A 24,849-nucleotide genomic window follows, 5' to 3' on the forward strand; every position below is an offset into this window, starting at 1 on the left:
ACCAACTCAGCCACATCGTCTACGACACAAGCCCCACCGCAGAAGAAGGCCTCTGGACCCGATCAGGACACGTCCACTAAACGAACACGCCCGAACCCATCCACTCTTTTTGGCCGATAAGCCGCAAACACACCCGCCGCAGAGACGACAACACCCCGAGTTCCCATGTGTGTACTGGGTTCTCGGGGTGTTGGATGCGGTGGCAGGTGAGGGATTCGAACCCCCGAAGGCTAAGCCGGCTGATTTACAGTCAGATCCCTTTGGCCGCTTGGGTAACCTGCCTTGGCGCTCCCGACCACATGTGATCACCTGACCGAAGGCGCTCACTAAGAATACCTACGCACCGGCATCCGGTGAAATCGAGGCATCCGTCAAGCATCCACGCCGTGCCGGCGACGTTGATGACACGGCGGAACGGCGTCAGATCCGGGGCGGTTCTCCGTCGGTCGGTGGTTCAGACGACGGGGGCTCCGGGGCCGGCGGTTCAGACGACGGCTCCGCGGCCGGTGGTGCTGCCGCCGGCGGTGCGGTGTCGGCGGGAGCGGCATCCGCTCCGTTCAGGTCTGCAGCCTCGTCGAGGATCGTCTCGTCGGATGCCGGCGCATTGGGGTCCGGCTCGGGCAGCGTGCCGCCCGCGTCGGCCACCGCTTCGGCGGCGTTCTCGACCTGGCGCTCGGCGCGGCGTGAGCGAATGATGCCCGCCACGACGAGCGCGATCACGCCGAGCAACACGATGATGCCGGCGACGATGAGCCAGGGGGTCACGTCGGATCCGGTCGCGGCGAGGACGCCGAAGTCGTGGGTCACGCGGCCAGCATAGGGGGCGCGGGGTGTCACCGGCGCGTGGCGCCCCGTCCGTGAGGCTTCGACCGCGAAGAGCCGACGTCTTAAACTCGCTTGCAGACAAACCCACCACTCGAGGGAGCGCAGGTCATGGCAGATTCGTCGTTCGACGTCGTCAGCAAGGTCGACAAGATGGAGGCCGACAACGCGGTCAACCAGGCGCGCAAAGAGGTCGACCAGCGTTACGACTTCAAGAACGTCGGGGCGTCCGTGGAGTGGAGCGGCGAGAAGATCCTGCTGAAGGCGAACAGCGAGGAACGGGTGAAGGCGATCCTCGACGTTCTTGAGTCGAAGTTCATCAAGCGCGGCATCTCGCTGAAGAGCCTGGATGCCGGCGATCCGTATGCCAGCGGCAAGGAGTTCCGCCTGGAGATCGCCCTCAAGCAGGGCATCGACCAGGAGGCGGGCAAGAAGATCAACAAGCTGATCCGCGATGAGGCACCCAAGTCGGTGAAGAGCCAGATCCAGGGCGACGAGGTGCGCGTCTCCTCGAAGAGCCGCGACGACCTCCAGTCCACGATCGCGCTGCTGAAGAAGGCCGACGTCGACGTCGACCTGCAGTTCGTGAACTTCCGCTGATCGGATGCCGCTGCCTTCGACCGACACGGTCGTCCTGTATCCCACAGCAAACGCGGAGTCGTTGCGCGCCGGCGCCGTCGTGCTGCACGTTCAGCCGTACGGCGACGGGCATGAGGTGGTCCTTCTGGATCGCACGCCGGCGCATCCCATCGATCGTGCATGGCCCGATCAGGGGCCGGATCGCGGCACGATCCTCGTCGACGAGCGGGAGCTGCCCCTGCTCGACGTCGTCGTGGCAGCGACGGACGGAACGGGCCTGTTCATCGGGGACGAGATCCCCGTGCGCCGCGGCACGGAGGGTTGGGCGTTCGTGGTCGCGCATGTTCTCGAGACACCCAGCCGCATCGCCGTCGGCGACGAGGCGGTGGTCGCCGTCGACGAACGCCACCGTCGTGCGCTGTCCGTCGGACACACCCTCTGCCACCTGGCGTCGCTCGCGCTGAACGCCGCGCTGGCCGATCGGTGGAGCAAACCGGCCCGCGAGGATGCCCTCGGCCGGCCGGACTTCGACCACGAGGCCATCCAGTCGTCGACGATCGTGCCGAACGGATCCGTTGACGTGTTCCGTCTCAACAAGTCGCTGCGGCGCAAGGGATTCGCCACGGATGGCCTTGCAGAGTCGCTGACCGCACTCACGGAGATCACGGCCGCCGCGCTCGCCCAGTGGGTGGCGACGGATGCCGCGGTGCACATCGAGCGGGACGGCGACGGTCTCGGGGACCCGAGGTACTGGGTGTGCGAGCTGCCGGAGGCATCCGCTCGCATCGCCTGCGGCGGAACGCACGTCTCGCGGCTGGGTGAGCTCGGATCCGTCTCGGTCCAGTTCGAGCTCGGCGACGATGCAGGAACCCTGATGCTCACGATGCGCTGCGCCGCCGCGCCGGTCTGACGAAGCGCGCGTCACGAATCAGGACAGGGTGCCATTGGCGGCGGACATCCGCTCGGCGTTCCGAATGTCCCGTATCGCGTTCGGGTCGCGCATCGCACGTCAGCGCAGCGCGTAGCCGAGCCAGTGCTCGAGCGCGGTGTAGGCATCCTGCCGGATCGATTTCTGCGACAGCAGGATGTCGTGCAGTGCGCCATCGAAGCGACGCACGGTGACCGCCGACCCGAGTCTCGTCGCCCGCTCGGCGATCTCGTTGACGTCGAGCACGACGTCGCTGTGCAGCATCGCCTCACTCCACGTCGGTGAGATGGCCGAGCGCGCGGACAGCATCGTGAACACGGGGATCTCGAGCTGCAGACCGTTGGCGACGCGTCCGTGACCGGCGAGCACCGCGCGCAGCCAGGCGGGATGCAGCGCGAAGCCTCGTTCGGGGCGCCAGTCGAGGTTGTACGTCCACTCGCCCTGCTCGGTCGCCGAGACCGAACGCGTGTAGAAGCCGAGGTCGACAACGGGCATGCGTCCACGGGGCGAGACTTTGGCGTGCAGTTCGATCAGCGGCTGGATCATGTCACGCCCCAAGGCCCCGGTCTGGAACTCGAGCCACGGGCTGTTGAGCACGAGAGCGGATGCCGCGCCTCGGTGCCGCGCCGCCCACAGGCTGAGCGTGAGTCCGCCCGTTGAGTGCCCCATGAGCAGGAGGCGCCGGCGGGAGCGGTCGGACGGATCCAGCGTGTGGCCCATCGCCGCGAGTGCGGCCGCGATGTCCTGATCGTAGGTCTCGAGGTCGGTGACGTATCCGGGGGTCTGACCCTCGCGCAGGCTGCGGCCGTACCTTCGCAGGTCGAGCGCGAAGAACCGGGCGCCCTGCCGCCACCAGAACTCGGCGAGCTCCGTCTGGAAGAAGTAGTCCGACCATCCGTGCACGTAGAGCACGTCGACACCGCGCGCGGGTGCAAACGGCACGATCCGTGGCGGTCTGCGGTATCGCACGATCGTGGCGACGAGCTCACGACGACCCACGCCGCCGGCCTCCGCTCCGAGCGGCAGTGTTCGCTGCTCGAACGGGCGGCCGAGGACGTCCGGCACCCACTCCCCCATGCGGAAAGCCTAGGCGCGACCGGGTACCCAGCGATTGCGCCACCCTTCGGCTTCTGCGCCGGGAAAGGTGGCGCACAAGCCGAAACTCCGCGCAGTTATCGATCGCGGGCGAAGCGGGAGTGCCGAACTCTGGCGCTTGTCGATCGCGGATGAAGCGGGAGCGCCGAGCGTCCGGCGCGGTCAGTTCGCGACCGACACCTCTGGGTGGTTGGAGGCGCGGACCATTTCGTCGCGCGGCACCACCTTGATGCGAGCGCGGCCCTGCTCCGCTCCGAGCGCCTGCTCGAACGCGTCGAGGTTGTGCCATCCGTCGAGGTTCGTGTACTCGACGCCGCGCGACTTCAGCAGCTCGACGACCGATTGCTCGGACGGATCCGCCGGCGTCCACCAGTTGCCGAGATCGTTGATGAGGTGCGAGACCGTCTCCATGGCGTCCGACTTGGTGTGGCCGATGAGGCCGACGGGACCGCGCTTGATCCATCCGGTGGCGTACACGCCGTAGAACTGCGTGTTGTCCTCGGTGTGCAGCACCTGGCCCTCGTGGTTCGGAATCACTCCGTGGTGCTCGTCGAACGGGACGCCGTCCAGCGGCGACCCGAAGTATCCGACGGCGCGGTACGCGGCCTGCACCGGGATCTCGCGGATCTCGCCCGTGCCGACGACGCCGCCCTGCCCGTCGGGAGCCGTGCGCTCGTAGCGGATGGCTGCCACCCGGCCATTGCCGTCGTCGACGAACTCGACCGGACGAGCATAGAAGTGCAGATGGAGGCGACGGGATGCCTGCCCCACCTCCCGCTGCCGCCACTGCTGCAGCACACGGTCGATGACCAGCACCTGCTTGTTGCCGGCGATCACTTCGCGTGCATGGTCGTCGTAGTCGAAGTCCTCCTCGTAGAGGATCATGTCCACGTCGCGCAGCTCACCCAGCTCGCGCAACTCCAGCGGTGTGAACTTGACCGAGGTCGGTCCGCGACGGCCGAAGACGTGTACATCCGTGACCGGGGACTCCTTCAGGCCCTCGTAGACGTTGGCGGGGATCTCGGTGGGGAGCAGGTCGTCGGCGTGCTTCGCGAGGATGCGCGCGACATCCAGCGCCACATTGCCGTTGCCGATGACCGCGACGGATTCGGCGTCGAGCGGCCAGGTGCGCGGAAAGTCGGGGTGGCCGTCGTACCAGCTGACGAAGTCGGCCGCGCCGTACGACGCCTCGAGGCCGATACCCGGGAGATCGAGGCCGGCATCGCGGATGGCACCCGTCGCGAAGATGACCGCGTTGTAGTGGTGCTTGAGGTCGTCGAGCGTGATGTCGGTGCCGAAACGCACGTTGCCGAAGATGCGGATGTCGCCACGGTCGAGCACCTCGCGCAGCGCGGTGATGATGCCCTTGATGCGCGGGTGGTCGGGCGCGACGCCGTAACGCACGAGGCCGTAGGGCGCGGGCAACTGGTCGAACAGGTCGATCGACACGTCGAACTCGCGCTCCGCCTTGAGCAGGATGTCTGCCGCGTAGATGCCGGCAGGACCGGCTCCCACGATGGCCAGGCGGAGTTTGGTCATGACGGTATCCCCTTCGTCGTACTCGTGGTCGCTGTGCTGATCCGATGCGTCGTCCCGGCGCGCCGAGCGCCCGTGCAGTGCGCTGCTGTAGTGCATGCCGGCATCCGTTCAGTTCGGGGCGCGGGTCAGCTGGATCGCTCCACGATGGTATCCGCGAATCTGGTCAGAGCATTCTTGACCGACCCTTGAGGTAACGGAGCGATCGCCTCGACCGCCTCGCGGGCCCAGCGGTGCGCCTCGTCGAGGGTCTCCTGGGTGACAGGATGCTCCCGCAGCGCGGCGACCGCGCCACTCACATCCTTGTCGTCCGGTGCTCCGAGCACCTCGGTCTCGAGCCGTTCGAGCAGGGCCGTCGCGTCGGCGTCACCCTCGGATGCCCGCTTCCGCAGCTTGAGCAGAGGGAGGGTCGCCACGCCGGCGCGCAGGTCCGTTCCCGGCGTCTTGCCCGTCTCGGCATCCGTGCCGGAAAGGTCGATCACGTCGTCGACGAGCTGGAATCCGACGCCCACCTTCTCGCCGAACTCCATCACGGGGGCGATGTACTCGGCGGGAGCCCCCGAGAACATCACGCCCATCTGGGCTGCGGCCGCGATGAGCGACCCTGTCTTGTCGGCGAGCACGCCGATGTAGTGCTCGATCGGATCATCGGTCTCGTTCGGGCCGACCGTCTCGTGCAGCTGGCCCAGGCAGAGGCGTTCGAACGTGTCTGCCTGGATGCGGATGGCGCCCTCGCCGAGGCTCGCGACGAGCTGGCTGGCGCGCGCGAACAGCAGATCACCCGTGAGCACGGCGACGGAGTTGCCCCACACGTGCTGAGCGCTCGGCACCCCGCGCCTGGTCTGCGCGTCGTCCATCACGTCGTCGTGATAGAGCGATGCAAGGTGCGTGATCTCCACTGCCTGCGCAGCCGTGATCACCTCCGGCGTCGCGCCATCACCGAGCTGCGCGGTGAGCAGCGTGAGCATGGGGCGCACGCGCTTGCCGCCGGCGTTCAGGAGGTAGCGGGCCGTGACATCCGCGAGCTCATCGGCGTACTTCACCTGCTCGCGCAGGCCGTCTTCGACGAGGTCCAGGCCGGCGTCGATGCGCGCGGCCATCCGCTTGTCCTTGCCGGAGGCGAAGAGTCGTTCGGTGAAGCCGATCTGGCTCGACAGCGTGGTACCGCGTCGCACGAGAGGCAGCGAAGGCACTACTGGTCACCCTTCGGTTCGGAGTCCGACGTGCGGACGCTCGCCGGCTCTGCGCCCGTTGGGACGCGGGTCGGCTCCGGCACGAAGCCGCGGTGCAGCGCGACGATCCCTGCCGTGAGGTTGCGGTACGCGACGCGCTCGAACCCCGCGCTGCTGATCATGTGCGCCAACGTCTGCTGGTCCGGCCAGTCGCGGATCGACTCCATGAGGTACGCGTACGCGACCGGGTTCGACGAAGCGAGCCGGGCGAACACCGGCATGCCGTAGCGCAGGTAGGAGTAGTAGGCGGAGCGGATGACGGATGCCGGCGGCCGCGAGAACTCGCAGACCACGACCCTGCCCCCCGGCTTCGTCACGCGGAAGAATTCGGCGAGCGCTGCATCCGGATCGACGATGTTGCGCAGCCCGAACGAGATGGTGACGGCGTCGAAGCTGTCGTCGTCGAACGGGAGCTGTATGGCGTCGGCCTGCACGAACTCGATGTTCGGATTGCCGGCCTGACGATGCTTGCCGACGGCGATCATGCCAGGCGAGAAGTCTGCGGCGACAACGCGAGCCCCCGAACGGGCGAGGGAAGCGCTGGATGTTCCGGTTCCCGCTGCGACGTCGAGGATGAGCTGGCCGGGCCTCGGGTCGACGGCACGCGTGGTGGCGATGCGCCACAGAGTCGCGTTGCCGACGGAGAGCACCGTGTTCGTACGGTCGTAGGCGACGGAGACCTCGTCGAACATCGCGGCGACGTCCGACGGCTGCTTGCTCAGGTCGGCCCTTCTCACCCGGTCAAGCTTACGGACTCCTACCAGCGGTTGTGCACGTCCTCCGCCCAGCCGAGGAGGCCGTCGATGGACTGGCGGCGTCCGTCGTCGGTGGCGATCCAGCCCGAGTAGTGACCGAAGCACTGGTGGGTGTTCGAGGCGATGATCCCGAGCTGCGTCGCCGACTGCTTCAGGTGGAACGGGGTGAAGGTGGCATCCACCCGTTCTCCGTGGATGCGCCACTGCCGCATCCAGTCATCCGTCGAGTACTCCCAGACCAGTTCCTCGCTGAGCTTGTGCACGCGCCCGTCGACGGTCAGCGCGTTCTCCGTCGACCCCGTGCCGTCGGTCCATTTCGCGCCGAGCTGCACTCCGACACGTCGGCGCTCGGATCCCTCGCCCACGTACCCGGATGCCGCGCCCCAGTTCCACGCGACGCTGTACGGCCAGCGTCCGCGACCGTGATCCAGCACGGCCCATGACTCGCCTGGCGGCACCGGATGCTCAACGTCGTCGACCGTGATCGTGCCGATCGCCGGACGGTCGACATCCTTCACCGTGTATTGGAACAGTCGCTTGCTCCACGGCACGACGACGCCCATCGCCTCGTGATCGGCCAGCGTGCGCCCGTCGGGCCTGGTCGCAACGACGTCGATCGACACCCGAGGAGCGGATGCCGTCAGTCGCGTTCCGCTCTCCTCCTCGCGGATGTCGATCCGCAGCTCGCCGCCGCGCACCTTCGCAACGGCGCGTGCGGGGCCGGCACCCAGTGTTCCGGGAAGCTCGGCGCCTCGCCCGAACGGCACGACCGCGTTCGTCGGGATCGCCTCCCCCGTCGTGCGATCGAAGACCCACAGCTCGTGCACTCCGGCGTAGTCGATGGCGGAGACGGTGAGACCGACGAGGTGCGTCGACGTGGTGATCCCCCAGTACTCCCAGCGCTTGTTGCGACCCCAGGCGTAGCCGCCGCGGCCGATGCCGTCCGTGTTCAGAAGGGGGATGCGGGACCAGCCGACGGCATCCGGATTGAGGCGGCCGTTGCGAAGACAGAGGTCGGTCGCGGTCGTGAGCTCCCGCTCCGGAACGTGCCTGGAGCGAACGGATTCGGGTGCCACAGGACTCTCCTTCGAGTCGCGGGTCGGGTCGGGTCGGGTCGTGCACACCCTACCGGCGGCTCGGCCCATGACCGGCACGCCGCGAGCGACGGCCGCCGCTCGGCGATCTCGCGTCGTGGTGAGCAGACGTCCAGTGTGCGATAAGGCCGTGCCCAGGGCGCGGTCGTACGCTTGAGACGTGACCGTAACCGCGACCCGAGTACAGGCGTTGACGGTCGAGACCACCCCACTCGACGACGTCCGACACATCCTCCCCTTCACCGACGCGCACACTCCTCTGGTGTGGCTGCGCAAGGGAGAAGGCATCGCAGGCGTCGGGGAGGCCCTGCGTCTTCAGTTCCACGGGCCGGGACGCATCGCCCAGGCATCCGCGGCATGGAAGCAGCTCGCCGCCGCATCCACCGTCGCCGACTCCGTACGGATGCCGGGCACAGGCCTCGTCGCGTTCGGCACGTTCGCGTTCGACGACGAGAGTGCGGCGACGAGCGTTCTGATCGTGCCGGAGGTCGTGATCGGACGCCGGAGCGGACGCGCCTGGATCACGCGCATCCGGCCCTCCGGGTCTCAGACGCTTCCCGGGGTGCCGCATCCGCAGCCGTTCGGCGCCGAATACCGCCTCACGATGCTGCCCGGTGCATTGACCCGCGAGGCGTACAAGCGCGCGGTAGCGGTGGCCGTTCAGCGCATTCAGAGCGGCGACCTGGAGAAGGTCGTGCTGGCACGCGATCTGCGCGCCCACCTGCCCGTCGAATCCGATGTGCGTCGCGCGCTGGTGGAGCTCGCGCTCGGATATCCCGAGTGCTGGACATATGCCGTCGACGGCATGCTCGGATCGAGTCCCGAGACACTCGTGCGTGTGCACAACGGAACGCTGGATGCACGCGTGCTCGCCGGAACCGGCGAGCGCGGACGGGACGCGGCATCCGACCGTGAGTCCGCCGACGGCCTTCTCGCCAGCCGCAAGGATCTCGAGGAACATGCGGTGGCCGTTCGCAGCGTGCTCACGGCGCTGACGCCGCACACCTCGGCGCTCGAGTCGAGCCGCAGCCCGTTCACGCTCAAGCTCCCCAACCTCTGGCACCTCGCGACGGACGTGTCCGGCACGCTCGGAGACGGATCCGGATCCCTCGACCTCGTCGCCGCCCTTCACCCGACGGCAGCTGTCGCCGGAACGCCGACGGATGCCGCGCTGCAGCTCATCCGCGAGCTCGAGCCCTTCGACCGCGAGCGCTATGCAGGTCCCGTCGGATGGATCGGAGCGGATGGCGACGGCGAGTGGGCGATCGCACTGCGCGGTGCCCAGGTCAAGGCGACCGGCGACATCACCGCGTATGCCGGATGCGGCATCATGGGCGACTCCGTCCCCGAGCGTGAACTGGCCGAGACGAAGATGAAGTTCCGGCCGATCACCGAAGCGTTCGGATAGCTCGTCCGCGACCGGACTCCGCCTCCTACACCAGGATCGGGTAGCTGAACATCAGCACGATTCCGGCGATGGCGGCGATGCCGCCCAGCCCGAGCAGCGTCAGGCTCCCCCACTTGGTGATGTCGCGTTGGGACATGGCCGTGAGGAAGAGCACGAGCGCGAAGAGCACGGTCAGAAGCGAATACTGATCACCCCTGGCGTTGTCGGTCAACGCCTGGTCGTACCTGGTGTCGGCGACTCGACTCCAGTGCGCCGCCTGTGCCGTCCCCGGCGGAATGTAGGCCTTGTTCGTCAGCGGTGAGTTCTCCTTCATGCCCTCTTTCGTCCAGGCGTCGAACGCGAGGGCGAACTGAGTCGAGAAGCGCTCCTGGATGTACTCGGCGAGCGCGGTCTCCCCATTCGCCTTCGCCAGCACCCACTGGGTGTAGACCGAGAGATCGAACTGCCGGGCATCCCGCGCCTCACTGGCGTACTCGGAGGACTTGACCCTGGCGCTGGACGCCTGGCTGAAGGATATGGACATCGCGCCGCTCCACTTGGAGGACTCGAATCCACACCACGCCGTGGCGACAGCCATGATCGACAGCATGAAGACCGCGACGATCTCCTGAACACGATCCCGCCTGGATCTCCGGTCGACGGTCTCCGGCACGGGTGCCTGCGCGACGGGCGCCTCTCGCTCAGCCACGGGCCATCCGCTTCTACGGAATCACGATGTTGAACGCAGGGTCGCCCTGAGTGAGCACCGACGTCAGCGACGTCAGCACTCCGGAGTCGCCCGAGATCGCGACACCGGGACTCTGCTGGTCGCCTCCGACCAGCGCGAGCAGCCGCGGCTTGGTCAGCTCGAGCGTGACGCCGGCTGTTGAAGGATCCGCCGTCGTCTCCAGATACACGAGCGCACCGTTGTGCAGTGTCACGCGGAAGTTGCGCGACTCGTCCGTGAGCGTGATGTCGAGGACGAGGTCGAGATCCCACGCCTTCGGGCCGTCCACCGAGATCGCGATCGAGTCGAGCAGCTGCTCGGGTGTGAGCTGTGCGAGGATCTCCGGCGCGTTCGTCTGGGTCGGCGTGCCGAAGTTCCCTTCGCGCAGCTCGGTCGCGCCCGACAGGAAGAAGTTGCGCCACGTGCCGTTCTCCGCGCCGTAGGCGAGCTGTTCCAGCGTGTCCGCGTACAGTGTCCGCGCCGCCGTGTTCTCGGTGTCGGCGAACACAGCGTGGTCGAGCAGTGTCGCCGCCCAGCGGAAGTCGCCTGAGTCGTAGGCCGTCTGCGCGAGCTCCACGACGCGATCCACGCCGCCGATCGCCGCCACGTACCGTTCGGCGAGAGCCTTCGGCGGGTGCGGCCAGAGCCGGGCAGGGTTGCCGTCGAACCAGCCCATGTACCGCTGGTAGATGGCCTTCACGTTGTGGCTCACGCTGCCGTAGTATCCGCGCGCGTGCCAGGCGTTCTCGAGCGCGGGCGGCAACGTGATCTCCTCGGCGATCTCGGCGCCGGTCATGCCCTGGTTGAGCATCCGCAGCGTCTGGTCGTGCAGGTACGCGTAGAGATCGCGCTGCAACCCGAGGAACTCGCGGATCTCCGCGTTGCCCCACGTCGGCCAGTGGTGCGACGTGAACACCACGTCGGTGCTGTCGCCGTACCGGGCGATGGCTTCCGTGAGATACCTGGACCACACGTGCGGGTCGCGCACCAGCGCACCGCGAAGGGTGAGCAGGTTGTGCAGCGTGTGCGTGGCGTTCTCGGCCATGCACAGTGCCCGGTACTTCGGGAACAGGAAGTGCATTTCGGCGGGTGCCTCGGTGCCCGGCGCCATCTGGAACTCGATCTCGAGCCCGTCGACGGTGTGCTTCTCGCCGGTCTTCGAGACCTCGATGGTCGGCGGCACGATGCCGGCGTGACCGGTCGAGGTCGTCTGACCGAGTCCGGCACCGACTGCTCCCCTCGGCCCCCGATCCAGCGCTGCGCCGTACATGTAGCCCGCGCGACGCCCCATCGCGGTGCCCGCGTACACGTTCTCTGCGACGGCCTGCGCAACCGTGTGCTCTGGTGCGATCACCTGGACGGCGCCCGAGGCGAGCTCCTCTTTGGTGATGATCCCGAGCACACCGCCGAAGTGGTCGATGTGGCTGTGCGTGAAGATGACTGCCTTCACGGGGCGCTCTCCGCGGTGCTCTCGATAGAGCGCCAGCGCGGCCGCTGCGGTCTCCTTCGAGATCAGCGGATCGATGACGATCACACCGTTGTCCGTCTCGACGAAGCTGACGTTCGAGAGATCCAGTCCGCGCACCTGGTAGATGCCGGGGACGACCTCGAACAGACCGTGTTTCGCGACCAGCGACGACTGTCGCCACAGGCTCGGGTTCACCGTCTCGGGACCGTCACCCTGCAGGAAGTCGTAGCTGTCGGCATCCCAGACGACCTTGCCGTCGTCGTCCTTGACCACGGCCGGGCTCAGTGTGCCGAGGAAGCCGCGGCTCACAGCTTCGAAGTCCTTGGTGTCGTCGAACGGCAGCACGTCGCGCAAGGATGCCTGCTGCCCGCGGATCGCCTCTGTCGCGTCGTTCTGTTGCATGTTTCTGCCTCCTGTGGCGCCGTCGATGATCGCGTGATCGAGCCGTGCGAACGTGCCGGCACGACGCGTGAACGTCTCATCAGCCTCACGCCGGAGAGGAGGATCCACCGCGCTGAGCGGGACTTTCACCCTGTGCGGGGGACACCACAGCCAGGTTCCGGGGAAGTCAGGATAGATCGAGCTGGTTTCGACAAGCTCAACCAGCGGCCGGTGCTGAACCGGCGGTAGCGATGGTCAGCGCACCGTCAGGCTCTGCAGGCGCTCGCGCTGCGCATCCACGTCGAACCGAGCGGGCGGCCAGCCGAGGTGCAGCCCGTGCAGGGCGTCGATGAGCAGCTGCTGCACGGCGAGGCGTGCGTACCACTTGTGGTCCGACGGCACGACGTACCACGGGGCGTGATCCGTCGACGTGCGCTCGATGGCCGCCTGGTAGGCGTGCTGGTACTCGGGCCACAGCGCCCGCTCGTCGACGTCTGCCGGGTTGAACTTCCAATACTTGTCGGGCCGGTCGAGTCGGTGCATCAGGCGACGCTTCTGCTCGTCGAATCCGACGTGCAGCATCACCTTGACGATGCGTGTTCCGCCCTCGACCAGCTCACGTTCGAACTCGTTGATCGCGCCGTAGCGGCGCTCGATCTCCTCGGGCGATGCGAGGCCGCGCACGCGTCCGATCAGCACGTCTTCGTAGTGCGACCGGTCGAAGACGCCGATGATCCCCGGGCCGGGAACGTGCGGACGGATGCGCCACAAGAAGTCGTGCGCCAGCTCGTCGTCCGTGGGCTTCTTGAACGCCGTGTAGTGCACGCCCTGCGGATTCACCGCGCCGACGACGTGCCCGACGATGCCGCCCTTCCCCGCCGTGTCCATTCCCTGCAGCACCAGCAGCACGGCGTCGCGTCCGCCGTCGACGCCCGACGCGTACAGCCGTTCCTGCAGCTCGGCGAGCTCCGCGGATGCTCCGCGCAGCGCCCGCTTGCCGGACTTGCGGGATCCCTCGAAGCCGGGTCGGGCATCCGTCGCCCACCGCGACAACTCGAAGCCGTCACGGGCGGCGAGCCGGAGGGACGGATCGACGATCCACAGGTTGCGGTGATGCACGCCGTTGTGGGCCACGATGCTCCTCGTGTCGTTCGGGACGCCGTGGCGCATCCGCGTCACCGGGGCAGCGGCACCTCGAGGATGCTCGTTCCGGCCGGCGGTGCCGACAGCGCCTGGTCCAGTTCGCCGCGGGTCCCCGCCCGACGGTAGCTCCAACCATAGGCCTCGGCGAGAGCCTGGAGCTCGACGTTCTGCGGTGTCGTGAGCACGCGGCGGAGGGCGGCCGGCGGTGCGGTCTGCGCCACCTCGAGCGAGTCGAAGATGGTTCCGCCGCCGTCGTTGCCGACGACGACCTGCACGGTGGGGCGCCGCTCACCCTCGCCGAACAGGAGCGACCCCGCGTCGTGCAGCAGCGCGAGGTCGCCGAGCAGCACGCGCGTCGTTCCGGCCGGCACCTCGGAGCCGACGGGCTGGGCGGCCAGCGCAATGCCGATCGCCGTGCCGATCGTGCCGTCGATGCCCGCGAGCCCGCGGTTGGAGTGCACGCGGATCTTCTTGCCAGGCACGACGGAATCGAGATCGCGGATCAGCCGCGACGCCCCCAGCACGAGTCGGTCGTGCGGCCACGTGAAGCGCCAGAGCGCCTCGGCGAGCATGCGCCGCGTGATGGGAGCGCGTACTGCAGCGAACTCCGTCTTCGCGAACGCGAGTCGCTGCTCAGGCGAGTGCGAGCGTCCGGCCTCGACGTCGGGCGCGACGTGATCCGCGGATGCCTGTGCCTCCTCCTCGAGGAGCGCTCTGCTGGCGAAGACCCAGCGTCCGACCCACGCTCTGGCGTCCCGGTCGCGCGGGTCCGCGTTCCTCGCGTCGACGGATCCGACGATCCGCGCGGATCGCGCCGGGTCGTACACGTCCTCACCGATCGGCGCGACGACGACGACCTCGACATCCCCACGTTTCAGCAGTGCTGGCACCTCGCGACTGAGCGTCGGATGCCCGAACACGACGGCGCGTTCGACGGCACCACCGAACTCCGCTTCACGCAGCAGGTCCCGGTAGCGCACCACGAGATTCGGACCGAACCTCGCGCCGCTCGACGCCTCGGCTAGCAGCGGCCAGCCGCCATCGCGCGCGAGCTCCTCGGCCTCGGGTCCGGCCGCGTTGCCCGCGATCACGACGGTGCGGACGCCGGGTGCCAGCGAGAGGTGCTGACGGTCGGACGAGACGGCGGTCGGCGCGCTCGGGCAAGTCCCGGCCGCTTCCGTTCCTGCACGCTCGGCGGTCATCACGGCGACCGCAGCGGACAGGTCGGGCACCGCAACGGACAGCGGTTCGCGGAAGGCGAGGTTGAGGTGCACCGGCCCGGACTCGTCGACCGCAGCGGACCACGCCTGTGCGGCGAGGTCGGCGTAGGCATCCGCTTCGCCCTCGGCGCTGGTGGGTGCATCGACGTCGAGCGCCCTGCGCACCGCGCCTCCGTACATGCCGGCCTGCACGGTGGTCTGGTTGGAGCGGATGCCGCGCAGCTCGCTCGGCCGATCCGCCGTCAGCACGAGCATGGGCAGGTTGGAGTGGTGCGCTTCGAGCACGGCGGGGAGCAGATTCGCCGTCGCCGTGCCGCTCGTCGTCACGATCGCGGCCGGGAGCCCGGATTCCGCCGCCAGCCCGAGCGCGAGGAAACCGGCGACGCGCTCATCCAGACGCACGTGGAGCTCGATCGCGCCGATCCGTTCGAGCTCGGCGGCGACGAGCGCAAGCGCCTGGGATCGGGATCCGGGAGCCAGCACGACGTGCCGCAGCCCAACCGCGACGAGACGGATGAGCAGGGAGACGGCGGCGTCAGTCGCGGGATTGCCGGTCGGGATGGGTTCCGCGCGTCGCTGGGCGGACTCAGGCATCCCGGCGGCCGTCGGAATCGCCTGGGCGCTTCTTCGTGTCGTCGAGGTCGGCGAGCTCCTGCTCGAGCCGACGGATGCGCTCCTGATCGCGCCTGTCGCGTTCCACTTTGCGCAGGAAGTCGGGATCGTCGTCAGGGGCGACGATCCGGCGACCGGATGCCGTTCCGCGGCGAGGCCGTCCGATCAGGAACCACAGGATTCCGCCGATCAGCGGGAACACGATGACGATCGGGATCCACGCCGCCTTCGGCAGTCCTCGCACGCGTTCGCGTTCCGCCAGCGCGCAATCCACGATCGAGAAGATGTAGAAGAGCGCGGCGATGACTCCGACGACGAGCCACACGCGAATCATGTGGCCATGTTAACCCGGCGGCACCGGGTCGGTCCTGTGAGGTGCCGCCGAGACCTCGGTCCGAGGGCGTCGGCATCCACTCGGCCGTGTCGTGCCGGCCCGTTCCTTCCCTGCGATTCCTCCGCGCGCGATCCCGGTCCTCCCGGCACGTTCCGGGCGGGCGCCGTGCGCTTCACAGCGCCCTCACCGCGTCCGCGTCCCTACACTTGAACGGTGAAACGCATTCCGGCCTGGCTCACCTACACCGTGTTGCGGCTGCTCTTCATCGCCGTTCCGCTGGTGGTGCTGCTGCTCGTGCTGCCGGCGGATTTGTGGATCGTCTCGGCAGTGGCATCCGTCGTCATCGGATTCTGCCTGTCGTACCTGTTCCTGCGCGGTCCCCGGGAGAGCGTCGCCGAGCAGCTGGCTGCCGCACGCAAGCGTGAGCGCACCGAGGCGAAGCCGACTCTCGACGACGAGGTGGAGGACGCCGCGGTCGACGCCGCGAACGATGCGGCGGACAAGCCGAAATAGTCACGGCGATACCGCGCCTACCGTTCCCTCACCAACGCAACACGCTCCACGTCGCGGCGGCGTGCACGCCGCGACAAACGCAACCATTCATCAAGCCGACTGCGGCGCGCCGGGCGGGCGCGCTGGAGCTGAGAGCGGAGGCCATTTCTGGCCTCCGCCGCGACGCCAGCGCCGACGGTCGTCTCGACCGTCGGTCCTCCGGCGCGCAAAAATCACAGTGGCGAGAGCGCCAGCGCCATCCCGAAGAACGCCGCGTAGAGAAGTGCACTGATCGAGGTGAGCTGCAGCGCGATGATCAGCTCCCGAGGCGTGCGCGCGAAGATCGTGATGACGATCGCGGGCAGTGCGGCGATGAGCGTGAAGAATCCGAGCCAGCCGAGCGTGTAGAGCAGGCTGACCAGGGCGAGGATCAGGAACGGCACGACCACGAAGATCGTGTAGAGGACTCGTCCCCAGGTGCGTCCGACGAGCACGGCGAGGGTGCGCTTGCCCGCCTGGCGGTCGGCATCGATGTCGCGGATGTTGTTGACCATCAGCACGGCGCAGGCGAAGAGCCCGACACCGACTGCGCCGAGCCAGGCAACCTGCGACACGTTGAGGACCTGCACGAACATGGTGCCGGCCGTGGCGACGAGGCCGAAGAAGACGAAGACGAACACCTCGCCGAGGCCGTAGTAGCCGTACGGATGCTTGCCGCCGGTGTAGAACCACGCTGCAGCGATCGCGACCGCGCCCACGATGAGCAGCCACCATTGCTGCGAGGCGACGACGAGCAGGATCCCCGCGATCGCGCCGAGGCCGAAGAAGACGAGGGCAACAGCAAGCACGCGGTGCGGCTTGGCCTTGCCGGATCCGGTGAGGCGGCTCGGGCCGACGCGGTAGGCATCCGCTCCGCGGATGCCGTCGGAGTAGTCGTTCGCGTAGTTCACGCCGATCTGCAGGCACAGGGCGACGGCGAGACAGAGCAGCGCGCGGATCCAGTGGAACACCTCGGGGCTGGTCGCCGTGACGGCAGCACCGGTGCCCACGAGCACGGGTGCGATCGCGAGCGGCAGGGTCCGAAGGCGCGCGCCGCCGACCCAGTCACGGAATGTCGCCGGTGCGACGGCCCCACGTCGGCCCGCCGGATGCCCGCCCTTGCGCTTGGACTTGGGCTTCGGTCGATTGCGCGCGCTGCTACTCACAAGGCGGAATGATATCGATCGTGGTTATGCCCGTCACAGCCATGCACCGCAACTCGTGCACCGCACTGTGTCGTCGGACGCAGAATCGGCATGGGGTCAGCCGCCGGCGAGCGCGGTGAGTGTGATTCTGTCCGGTTTGCCTGATGCCAGCAACGGCAGAGTCTCCACCGCGATGACACGTGCCGGTGCAGCCGCGTGACCGAGACCCGCCTGCACGGCGGATCGGAGTTCGGCGAGCGAGAGCGCGGGCTCGCCGGCGACGACGACAACGGGAACCTGGCCCCATTCCACGCTCGGCGCGGCGACCACGACGGCCTCCCCGAATCCCGGATGCGCGCGAACGGCTCGCTCGACGGCATCCAGAGACACCTTCTCTCCGCCGGAGATGATCACGTTGTCGGCACGACCTGTGACGGACAGCCGGCCGTCGGCATCCACCGATCCGAGGTCGCCGGTGCGGTACCAGCGCAGGCCGTCAGCGGTGTGGAACGCGGCATCCGTGCGGTCGCGGTCGAGGGTGCCGTCGGCATCCAGGTATCCCTCGGCCAGCACGGGTCCGGCAAGCTCGATGCGACCGTCGACCTCGCGAGCGACGACCGTGCCGATCGGGACTCCGTCGTAGACGCATCCGCCGCCTGTCTCGCTGGACCCGTAGGTGCGCACTATCCGCAGGCCGGCATCCAGGGCGCGTTCGCGGAGCGCCGGCTGAAGCGCCTGCCCGCCGATGAGAAGTGCGTCGAAGCGCCGCAGGGTCGTCAGCATGGCGTGGTCGCCGCGGGAGGCGGCATCCGTCGCGGCGTCGAGAAGGCGTGCGAGCTGCACGGGCACGAGCGACGTGAAGCACTGGTCGGCGGCGAGCGTGTCGGCGGCGACGCAGAACGCGGCGGGATCGAAATGGCCGGGCGGCAGAATGATCGGGTCGGTCCCCGCCGTGATGGATCGCACGAGCACGTTCGCACCGGCGATGTAGTGCGCGGGCAGGGCGAGCAGCCACTGCGCGGTACCCGGCTGCTGTCCGCCGATGGCGCCTGCGGATGCCGCGGCGCTGGCGAGCAGCGCATCCGCACCGAGTGCGACCCGCTTCGGGGCGCCGGTGGAGCCGGACGTCTCGACGACGAGGGCCACATTGCGCGGCACGGATGTCGGGACCCGGGCTTCCGGCATTTCATGCGCCGCCCTGGGCGCCGGCTTCTGTTCTGCAGCCCGCCCACCCGGGGCACCCGCCGCGACCGTGTGCTGACGGGGGAGCACCGCCGGACCGTCGCCGGTCAGCGCGTCACGCAGGGCCAGATACACCGCATGCGGATCGCCGGCATCGATCACGGAGAGGGCGCGGGTCACGGTTCAACGCTAGTCCGGCCCGCGAACGCCTGCTCTGCAGCACAGTCCGAGCCCCCTGCTGTTTTCACCACGCACCCGTGGCGGAAACGCGGCGGTCAGTACTGCCAGGGGAACGGCGCCCAGTCCGGATCGCGCTTCTGGAGGAAGGCGTCGCGACCCTCGACGGCCTCGTCCGTGCCGTATGCCAGCCGGGTCGCCTCTCCTGCGAACACCTGCTGGCCGACCATGCCGTCATCGACGGCGTTGAACGCGAACTTGAGCATGCGGATGGCCGTTGGCGACTTGCCGAGGATGGTCCGCGCCCAGGTCAGTGCCGTCTTCTCCAGCTCGGCGTGCGGCACGACAGCGTTGACCGCACCCATCTCGTACGCCCGCTGCGCCGAGTACTCCTGAGCCAGGAAGAACACTTCCCTAGCGAACTTCTGGCCGATCTGACGGGCGAAGTACGCGCTGCCGTAACCGGCGTCGAAGGAGCCGACGTCGGCATCCGTCTGCTTGAACTTGCCATGCTCGGCGCTCGCGATGGTGAGGTCGCAGACCACGTGCAATGAGTGACCGCCGCCCGCTGCCCAGCCGGGAACGACGGCGATGACGACCTTGGGCATGAACCGGATGAGCCGCTGCACCTCGAGGATGTGCAGGCGACCGACGGCCGCGTGGGATCCCGACCGGTCGGCAGTGCCCCCTGCACCGTCCACGATCGATGTCTCCGAGTCGCTGTACTTGTAGCCGTCGCGCCCTCGGATGCGCTGGTCGCCACCGGAGCAGAAGGCCCAGCCGCCGTCCTTCGGGCTGGGGCCGTTGCCGGTGAGCAGCACGACGCCGATCCGCGGATTCTGACGGGCGTCGTCGAGCGCCGTGTACAGCTCGTCGACAGTGTGCGGACGGAACGCGTTGCGCACCTCGGGACGGTTGAATGCGATGCGGGCGATGCGTCCGTCGTTCGACAGGTGGTACGTGATGTCGGTGAACGCGGCACCGACGGGTGCCTGCACCCACTCGTTCGCGTCGAACAGCTCGGAAATCTGCTGCTGCTGGGTCATGGCTTCAAGCCTAGGAGTGCGCGCTACCCCAGCCACTCCCTCGCCGCAACGACCAGCGCCTGGACACCCACCTCGAGCGTCGGATGGATCAGCGGCGCGAAGTGCGGCGAGTGGTTCGACGGGACGTCGGCATCCGTCGTCCCGTTCGCCAGTCCCTTGGTGAAAAGCGAGGGGTCAAGCCCGCCGAGGATCCAGTACACGATGGGTGCATCGGCCGCGGTGGCGAGTGCACCGACGTCTTCGCTTCCGGTGACCCGACCAGGGTCGAGCACACGCTCGGCGCCGAACGCCGTGCGGAAGGCCCCGAGCGTGCGTTCCGTCGCCGCCTCGTCGTTGTACAGCACGGGGAACGAGTCGGTCGTCTCGACGTCCGGCGCCTTCGGTGCTCCGGATGCCGCAGCCTCCGCATTCGCGATCCGCGTGATCGCGGACACGACGCGGTCTCGCACGTCGGTGTCGTAGGTGCGGATGTTGATGCCGAGCGTGGCATCCGGCGGGATGATGTTGACCTTCGTGCCGGCATGCATCGTTCCGACCGTGACCACCGCCGTCTCACCCCCTGCGACCTCGCGGGACACGATGGTCTGCAGCCGCATCACCGTCGCTGCCGCCATCACCACCGGATCCACGGTCGCCTCCGGACGTGACCCGTGTCCGCCCTCCCCGTGAAGAGTGATCTTCACGTCGTCAGTGGCCGCAAACGCGGGACCGGCGTGGACGCCGACGATTCCGGCAGGAGCGGGGCCGACGTGCTGGCCGAGAACGATGTCGGGCTTCGGAACGCGATCGTAGAGTCCGTCCGCGATCATCTCGAGTGCACCGGATCCGAGTTCTTCGGCCGGCTGGAACAGGAAGACCGCGGTGCCACTCCACTCGGACCGCGAGCCGACGAGCGCCTCCGCGGCACCGAGCAGGCAGGTGACGTGCACATCGTGTCCGCACGCGTGCATTACGGGGACCTCGTGGCCGTCCGGATCGGTTCCGCGCTCCGTGCTCGCGTATTCGAGACCGGTCTCCTCGGCAACGGGCAGCGCGTCCATGTCGGCACGCAGCAGCACCACCGGACCGTCGCCGTTCGCGAGAACTCCGACGACACCGGTGCGTCCGATGCCCTCCGTCACCTCTGCACCGAGCCCGCGGAGCGCATCGGCGACGATCGAGGCCGTGCGATGCTCCTGATACGACAGCTCCGGATGCCGGTGCAGGTCCGTGTAGATCGCTTCAAGGTCGAGTGCCATCGTCATTCCTCCGCGACGGGTAGAGAGGGGTGGACCGCCCATCGTCTCGGCGACCACACTCAGTCTGCCGTGCAACACCAAGTCGTGACACCCTGCGGCCGTCGTCTCTCCGTCCCCATTCCTGCTCTCCCTGGTCCTTTCAGCGCAGGCTCGGTGCGGACGCCGCCGCGCGGCTCCGTCCGGATAGCCTCACTGGCAGTTCCGCAACCCTACGGGGAGAATGGAGACATGTACGTGTCCGTCGAGACGCTCACAACGGTGATCAGCTTCGCCGGGCTGCTGATCGCGCTCGCCGGCGGGTTCGGTTGGATGATCCGTCGCTCGGACGCGCAGTTCCGGGAGCTGGGCGCCAGGATCGACGCACAGGGCGTTCGACTGGACACCAAGATCGATCAACAGACCGCCCGACTCGACGCCAAGATCGAGGAGCAGGGTCGCGCGCTCGAGTCGAAGATCGAAGCCCAGACGCGGGAACTCATCGAGGTGAAGATCGCCGTGGCTCGGCTCGAGGGTCCGCGGCCTCACATCATCCCCGCCCGCTGACAACGCCCGTGCCGGCACCCGCCGCTGACACGGCACGCTCGGACCGGCACACTGGTACCCATGCACCACGCGCGCTCAGCACTTCCCGACGCCGACCTTCCACCGCTGGCCGATGTTCTCGCGGAGGCGAGGGTGGTGGCACTTCCGATGGTCACGAAGTTCCGCGGAATCATCGTGCGCGAGGCCCTGTTGACCCGCGGACCACGCGGATGGACGGAGTTCTCGCCGTTCGTCGAATACGACGACGAGGAGGCGGCCGCTTGGCTCGCCGCCGCTCTCGACTTCGGATGGGGCGACGATCCGCACGTCCTGCGTGACAGCATCCCGGTCAACGCCACTGTCCCGTCCGTTGCCGCGGCGGACGTCGCGGCCGTGCTGGCCCGCTACCCTGGCTGCCGCACGGCGAAGGTCAAGGTCGCAGAACCCGGGCAGCAGCTCGCGGATGACGTCGACCGCGTCGCGGCCGTTCGCGAGGTGCTCGGACCGGAGGGACGCATCCGGGTCGACGCGAACACGCTGTGGAACGTGGACGAGGCCGAGCACGCCATCCACGCCCTGGCGCCGTACGATCTCGAATACGTTGAGCAACCGTGCCCGACCGTGGAGGATCTCGCCGAGGTGCGCCGCCGCGTGAAGTACATGGGCATCCCGATCGCGGCGGACGAGAGCGTGCGCAAGGCGTCCGATCCGCTGGCCGTTGCGCGGGCCGGTGCTGCGGACGTGCTGATCGTGAAGGCGCAGCCGCTGGGCGGCATCCGTTCTGCGCTCGAGATCACCGCGTTGGCCGGGCTGCCCGTCGTGGTGTCGAGCGCGATCGACACCTCGGTGGGGCTCGCCATGGGAGCCATGCTGGCGGCATCCGTTCCGCGGCTCGACTACGACTGCGGACTCGGCACCGCCGCGTTGCTGGGAGCGGATGTCACGCGAGAGCCGCTCACGCCGGTCGACGGCGCGATCCCCGTGCGTCGCGTCGACATCGACGAAGCGCTCCTCGCCGAGCACTCAGCGGAGGCCGACCGCAGGGACTGGTGGCTGGCCCGCCTCGAGCGCACGTATCGCGTGCTCGAGTCTCACGCGGCGTCCGACCGCAGGGCCTGACCTTCCGCTCCAGGGAATGTCGGCGGTGTGTGGGAGGTTGTCCAGCACACGCGGCAACGGCGCCGGTCGATCACGGCGGGACGAGATCCCGCCTTCGAAGGGACCAGCGCATGACCGCAGTCGACGCCACACCCCGCACCACCGGCATCCCCGCAGAGGATGCACGCGCCCGCCGCCGTACGTCGCTCGCGTTCTGGACTGCCGCCGCCGTCATCGTCGTCGCGCTGTGGGCAAGCGGGTCGCCGGCCATGGTCTATCCACTGTACGAACACGTGTGGCAGCTCTCCCCCGCTGTCACGACGTCGGTCTTCGCGGTATATCCGGTGGTGCTCATCGTGGCCTTGCTGCTGTTCGGAGACCTCTCGGATCACATCGGCCGGCGTACGGCCATCCTCGCCGGACTCGCCTCCATCTTCATCGGTGTGCTCGTGTTCGCCCTCGCACCGAGCGTGGAGTGGTTGTTCGTCGGGCGCGTCTTCCAGGGCCTGGGCGTTGGACTCTCGCTCAGCCCGGCCGGCGCCGCCCTCGTCGAGCTCGACCGAACCGGCAAGCGTGCGAGCAGCGTCAACACGGTGGCGATCGCGATCGGTCTCACGCTGGCCACGGTCGTCGGCGGGCTGCTCGTGCAGTACGGTCCAGCGCCTCGCGCGCTCACCTTCTGGGTGCTGCTCGGAGTCGTCGTGCTCGTCGCGGCTGCGGCGCTCTTCCTGCCCCGGCACGCGCGCGACGAGTCGCTCGCGCCGTGGCGACCGCGTCCCATCCGCGTACCGAAGGCGATCCGTGGCATCCTCGCCATCGCGGCGTTCGCGATCACGTTGAACTTCGCCGTCGGGTCGGTGTTCATCTCGCTGGGCGCGCAGATCGCCAAGGACGTGCTGCACACCGACAACGCGCTGGTCGCCGGCGCGGTGCTCGCCATCGGCTCGGCCGTCAGCGGCGTCGTCTCCATCGCGCTGCGACGGATACCGGCACGCACTGCGGCGGTCATCGGAGGCATCGTCGGGGCGTTGGCGGTGATCGCTCTCGTTGCCAGTGCCTACGAATCCTCGCTGCCGCTCTTCATCGTGGCCTCACTGCTGTTCGGCGGGGCGAGCGCCCTGCTGTTCCTCGGCGGTCTCGGACTGATCGCGGCGAATGCCGCACCGCACCATCGGGCGGGAACGCTATCGATGGCGTATCTGTTCGCGTATGTCGGGCAGGTGGTGACATCCGTCGGGCTCGGCGTGCTCGCCACCGCGCTCGGACTGCGACGAGGACTCGACATCGTGGGGCCGGTTCTGCTGGTGCTCGCGGTCGTGACGATCGTGGTGGCCGCCGTCGCAGGTCGGCGCGGAGCAGGGCGCGAGCCGTCGGATGCTGCGGCCACGAAGGTGGACCTCGCGACTTCTCCCACCCCGGTCGTCGACTAGCACGACGATCCACAAACCGTAAGGACTAGTGAGTACCTCGAGTTAGCCTGCCGGGCTACGACGTGAGGCCGCTGTACGAGTGCAGGCCGTGGAAGAAGACGTTCACGACGCCGAAGTTGAACATCACGGCGCTGAAGCCGACGAGCGCCAGCCACGCCGACCGCGTGCCGCGCCATCCGCGGGTGGCACGGGCGTGGATGTAGCCGGCGTAGATGACCCAGATGATGAAGGTCCAGACCTCTTTGGTGTCCCAGCCCCAGTAGCGGCCCCACGCCTTCTCCGCCCAGATGGCGCCGGCGATGAGCGTGAACGTCCAGAAGATGAAGCCGACGATGTTGATGCGGTAGGCCAGGTTCTCCAGCGTGTCCGACTTGGGCAGCGTTGCCAGGAAGCGGAACTGCGTCGGCTTGTCGTGGGCGACCTGGTGCTCACGCCGCACCTGCAGGAGCTGCGCGGCCGAGAGCGCGAATCCGAGCGCGAAGAACGCTGTCGCCAGCAGCGCCACCATGATGTGGATGACGAGCCAGTACGACTGCAGCGCAGGCGGGAGGGGCACGACGGGCACGTAGTACTTCGTCGTCGCGATCATCAGCAGGATGCAGACGAGGAAGAGAACGAACGTGCCAAGGTAGCGCACGTCGAACCGCAGGTTGGCCACGAGGAAGATCCCGACGATGATGAGCGTTCCCGTCATCGAGAACTCCCACATGTTGGCCCACGGCACACGACCGGCCGCAAGGCCGCGGAAGAGATCCGCGAAGAGGTGGGTCGCGAAGCCCACGACGGTGACGACCATCGCCACTCGAAGGCTCGTGGAGGTGACACGGTCGCCGTGCACGTCGTCTTCGATCCGCGCTGTCAGGCGCGAAGTCACGCCGCCAAGGGTGCCGGATCCGTTCGATCCGCCCGACCGCTGCCTCGATGTCGTGACTGTCGTGGTCGAGGTCGGGTTCAGGACTGCGGTCGCCGTGACGGCGGCAGACGCGGAAACTGCGGCATCCGCTTCCCCGCTTCCCGCCTCGACGAAGACCACGTCTTCGGCCCCGGCGGAACGACGTGACACTGCACTCGGCACGGATGCCGGGATCGTGGCGCGCGCGCTGCGACGGGCGAGGTCGAGCGCGAAGAAGATGAACGCCACGGCGTAGAGGCCCATGGCCACATAGA

23 protein-coding genes and 1 tRNA gene are annotated in these 24,849 nt (G+C 68.2%); 7 read left to right on the forward strand and 17 right to left on the reverse strand.

The genetic code is table 11. The features are described from left to right. Nucleotides 1–200: 200 nt before the first annotated feature. A tRNA-Tyr gene (locus ACX9R5_RS00005) sits at nucleotides 201–282 on the reverse strand. 138 nt (nucleotides 283–420) lie between these two features. Further along, on the reverse strand, nucleotides 421–807 hold the full coding sequence (locus tag ACX9R5_RS00010) for an LPXTG cell wall anchor domain-containing protein (protein ID WP_459406956.1): 387 nt from the start codon (nucleotides 805–807) through the stop codon (nucleotides 421–423). 126 nt (nucleotides 808–933) lie between these two features. On the opposite strand from ACX9R5_RS00010, the gene ACX9R5_RS00015 reads away from it, so the two are divergent. Together ACX9R5_RS00015 and ACX9R5_RS00020 are read left to right on the forward strand one after the other, a co-directional pair. After that, on the forward strand, nucleotides 934–1,422 hold the full coding sequence (locus ACX9R5_RS00015; protein WP_459406957.1) for a YajQ family cyclic di-GMP-binding protein: 489 nt from the start codon (nucleotides 934–936) through the stop codon (nucleotides 1,420–1,422). A 4-nt stretch (nucleotides 1,423–1,426) separates the two neighbouring features. Continuing rightward, nucleotides 1,427–2,311, forward strand: a complete 885-nt coding sequence (locus ACX9R5_RS00020) for a metal-dependent hydrolase (protein WP_459406958.1) — start codon at nucleotides 1,427–1,429, stop codon at nucleotides 2,309–2,311. 99 nt (nucleotides 2,312–2,410) lie between these two features. Here the strand turns inward: ACX9R5_RS00020 and ACX9R5_RS00025 are convergent, their stop codons facing one another. The 5 genes from ACX9R5_RS00025 to ACX9R5_RS00045 all read right to left on the reverse strand — a co-directional run bounded on the left by ACX9R5_RS00025 (nucleotide 2,411) and on the right by ACX9R5_RS00045 (nucleotide 8,023). After that, nucleotides 2,411–3,406 carry an alpha/beta hydrolase gene (locus ACX9R5_RS00025; RefSeq protein ID WP_459406959.1) on the reverse strand — a complete coding sequence of 332 codons (996 nt, stop codon included), beginning with the start codon at nucleotides 3,404–3,406 and terminating at the stop codon, nucleotides 2,411–2,413. Between the two features lie 180 nt (nucleotides 3,407–3,586). Continuing rightward, nucleotides 3,587–4,963, reverse strand: coding sequence for an FAD-dependent oxidoreductase (locus tag ACX9R5_RS00030; protein ID WP_459406960.1), 1,377 nt, complete (start codon nucleotides 4,961–4,963; stop codon nucleotides 3,587–3,589). A 125-nt stretch (nucleotides 4,964–5,088) separates the two neighbouring features. Next, complete coding sequence (locus tag ACX9R5_RS00035) at nucleotides 5,089–6,153, reverse strand: polyprenyl synthetase family protein (RefSeq protein WP_459406961.1); 1,065 nt, start codon at nucleotides 6,151–6,153, stop codon at nucleotides 5,089–5,091. Next, the gene (locus ACX9R5_RS00040) at nucleotides 6,153–6,929 is read right to left on the reverse strand and encodes a demethylmenaquinone methyltransferase (RefSeq protein WP_459406962.1); all 777 of its coding nucleotides are present in this window, start codon (nucleotides 6,927–6,929) and stop codon (nucleotides 6,153–6,155) included. Before ACX9R5_RS00040 ends, ACX9R5_RS00035 begins: the two co-directional genes overlap by 1 nt. Before the next feature lie 20 nt (nucleotides 6,930–6,949). After that, a complete protein-coding gene (locus tag ACX9R5_RS00045) occupies nucleotides 6,950–8,023 on the reverse strand; it encodes a DUF2804 domain-containing protein (protein ID WP_459406963.1) in 1,074 nt (357 codons plus the stop codon). A 178-nt stretch (nucleotides 8,024–8,201) separates the two neighbouring features. Between ACX9R5_RS00045 and ACX9R5_RS00050 the strand changes: the two genes are divergently transcribed. Beyond that, nucleotides 8,202–9,449 (forward strand): isochorismate synthase, encoded by a 1,248-nt coding sequence (locus ACX9R5_RS00050; RefSeq protein ID WP_459406964.1) that lies wholly within the window; start codon nucleotides 8,202–8,204, stop codon nucleotides 9,447–9,449. Nucleotides 9,450–9,474: 25 nt separating this feature from the next. Here the strand turns inward: ACX9R5_RS00050 and ACX9R5_RS00055 are convergent, their stop codons facing one another. The 5 genes from ACX9R5_RS00055 to ACX9R5_RS00075 all read right to left on the reverse strand — a co-directional run bounded on the left by ACX9R5_RS00055 (nucleotide 9,475) and on the right by ACX9R5_RS00075 (nucleotide 15,313). Further along, nucleotides 9,475–10,137: a hypothetical protein gene (locus ACX9R5_RS00055; protein WP_459406965.1), complete on the reverse strand. Its 663-nt coding sequence runs from the start codon at nucleotides 10,135–10,137 to the stop codon at nucleotides 9,475–9,477. 13 nt (nucleotides 10,138–10,150) lie between these two features. Next, nucleotides 10,151–12,025 carry an alkyl/aryl-sulfatase gene (locus ACX9R5_RS00060; protein ID WP_459406966.1) on the reverse strand — a complete coding sequence of 625 codons (1,875 nt, stop codon included), beginning with the start codon at nucleotides 12,023–12,025 and terminating at the stop codon, nucleotides 10,151–10,153. Nucleotides 12,026–12,259: 234 nt separating this feature from the next. Next, nucleotides 12,260–13,138, reverse strand: coding sequence for a PPK2 family polyphosphate kinase (locus ACX9R5_RS00065; protein WP_459406967.1), 879 nt, complete (start codon nucleotides 13,136–13,138; stop codon nucleotides 12,260–12,262). Between the two features lie 41 nt (nucleotides 13,139–13,179). Continuing rightward, nucleotides 13,180–14,961 carry a 2-succinyl-5-enolpyruvyl-6-hydroxy-3-cyclohexene-1-carboxylic-acid synthase gene (menD, locus tag ACX9R5_RS00070; RefSeq protein WP_459406968.1) on the reverse strand — a complete coding sequence of 594 codons (1,782 nt, stop codon included), beginning with the start codon at nucleotides 14,959–14,961 and terminating at the stop codon, nucleotides 13,180–13,182. Then, a complete protein-coding gene (locus ACX9R5_RS00075; protein ID WP_459406969.1) occupies nucleotides 14,954–15,313 on the reverse strand; it encodes a PLD nuclease N-terminal domain-containing protein in 360 nt (119 codons plus the stop codon). Before ACX9R5_RS00075 ends, menD begins: the two co-directional genes overlap by 8 nt. Before the next feature lie 213 nt (nucleotides 15,314–15,526). On the opposite strand from ACX9R5_RS00075, the gene ACX9R5_RS00080 reads away from it, so the two are divergent. Further along, nucleotides 15,527–15,826 (forward strand): DUF4229 domain-containing protein, encoded by a 300-nt coding sequence (locus tag ACX9R5_RS00080; RefSeq protein WP_459406970.1) that lies wholly within the window; start codon nucleotides 15,527–15,529, stop codon nucleotides 15,824–15,826. Nucleotides 15,827–16,038: 212 nt separating this feature from the next. Here ACX9R5_RS00080 and ACX9R5_RS00085 read toward each other — a convergent pair whose 3' ends face one another. The 4 genes from ACX9R5_RS00085 to ACX9R5_RS00100 form a co-directional block, all read right to left on the reverse strand. Further along, the gene (locus tag ACX9R5_RS00085) at nucleotides 16,039–17,010 is read right to left on the reverse strand and encodes a 1,4-dihydroxy-2-naphthoate polyprenyltransferase (protein ID WP_459406971.1); all 972 of its coding nucleotides are present in this window, start codon (nucleotides 17,008–17,010) and stop codon (nucleotides 16,039–16,041) included. A 96-nt stretch (nucleotides 17,011–17,106) separates the two neighbouring features. Then, nucleotides 17,107–18,351: an AMP-binding protein gene (locus tag ACX9R5_RS00090; RefSeq protein ID WP_459406972.1), complete on the reverse strand. Its 1,245-nt coding sequence runs from the start codon at nucleotides 18,349–18,351 to the stop codon at nucleotides 17,107–17,109. Between the two features lie 95 nt (nucleotides 18,352–18,446). Then, nucleotides 18,447–19,394, reverse strand: a complete 948-nt coding sequence (locus ACX9R5_RS00095) for a 1,4-dihydroxy-2-naphthoyl-CoA synthase (RefSeq protein WP_459406973.1) — start codon at nucleotides 19,392–19,394, stop codon at nucleotides 18,447–18,449. 23 nt (nucleotides 19,395–19,417) lie between these two features. After that, nucleotides 19,418–20,632, reverse strand: a complete 1,215-nt coding sequence (locus ACX9R5_RS00100; RefSeq protein WP_459406974.1) for an amidohydrolase — start codon at nucleotides 20,630–20,632, stop codon at nucleotides 19,418–19,420. A 228-nt stretch (nucleotides 20,633–20,860) separates the two neighbouring features. On the opposite strand from ACX9R5_RS00100, the gene ACX9R5_RS00105 reads away from it, so the two are divergent. From ACX9R5_RS00105 to ACX9R5_RS00115, 3 genes are all read left to right on the forward strand, one after another. Further along, the gene (locus ACX9R5_RS00105; protein ID WP_459406975.1) at nucleotides 20,861–21,175 is read left to right on the forward strand and encodes a response regulator; all 315 of its coding nucleotides are present in this window, start codon (nucleotides 20,861–20,863) and stop codon (nucleotides 21,173–21,175) included. Nucleotides 21,176–21,235: 60 nt separating this feature from the next. Further along, nucleotides 21,236–22,273, forward strand: coding sequence for an o-succinylbenzoate synthase (locus ACX9R5_RS00110; protein WP_459406976.1), 1,038 nt, complete (start codon nucleotides 21,236–21,238; stop codon nucleotides 22,271–22,273). 110 nt (nucleotides 22,274–22,383) lie between these two features. Beyond that, nucleotides 22,384–23,682: an MFS transporter gene (locus ACX9R5_RS00115; protein ID WP_459406977.1), complete on the forward strand. Its 1,299-nt coding sequence runs from the start codon at nucleotides 22,384–22,386 to the stop codon at nucleotides 23,680–23,682. A gap of 55 nt (nucleotides 23,683–23,737) precedes the next feature. On the opposite strand, the gene ccsB is transcribed toward ACX9R5_RS00115, so the two are convergent. Further along, nucleotides 23,738–24,838, reverse strand: coding sequence for a c-type cytochrome biogenesis protein CcsB (gene ccsB / locus ACX9R5_RS00120; protein WP_459409001.1), 1,101 nt, complete (start codon nucleotides 24,836–24,838; stop codon nucleotides 23,738–23,740). Nucleotides 24,839–24,849: the final 11 nt, after the last annotated feature.

Source organism: Rathayibacter sp. CAU 1779 (assembly GCF_054551755.1).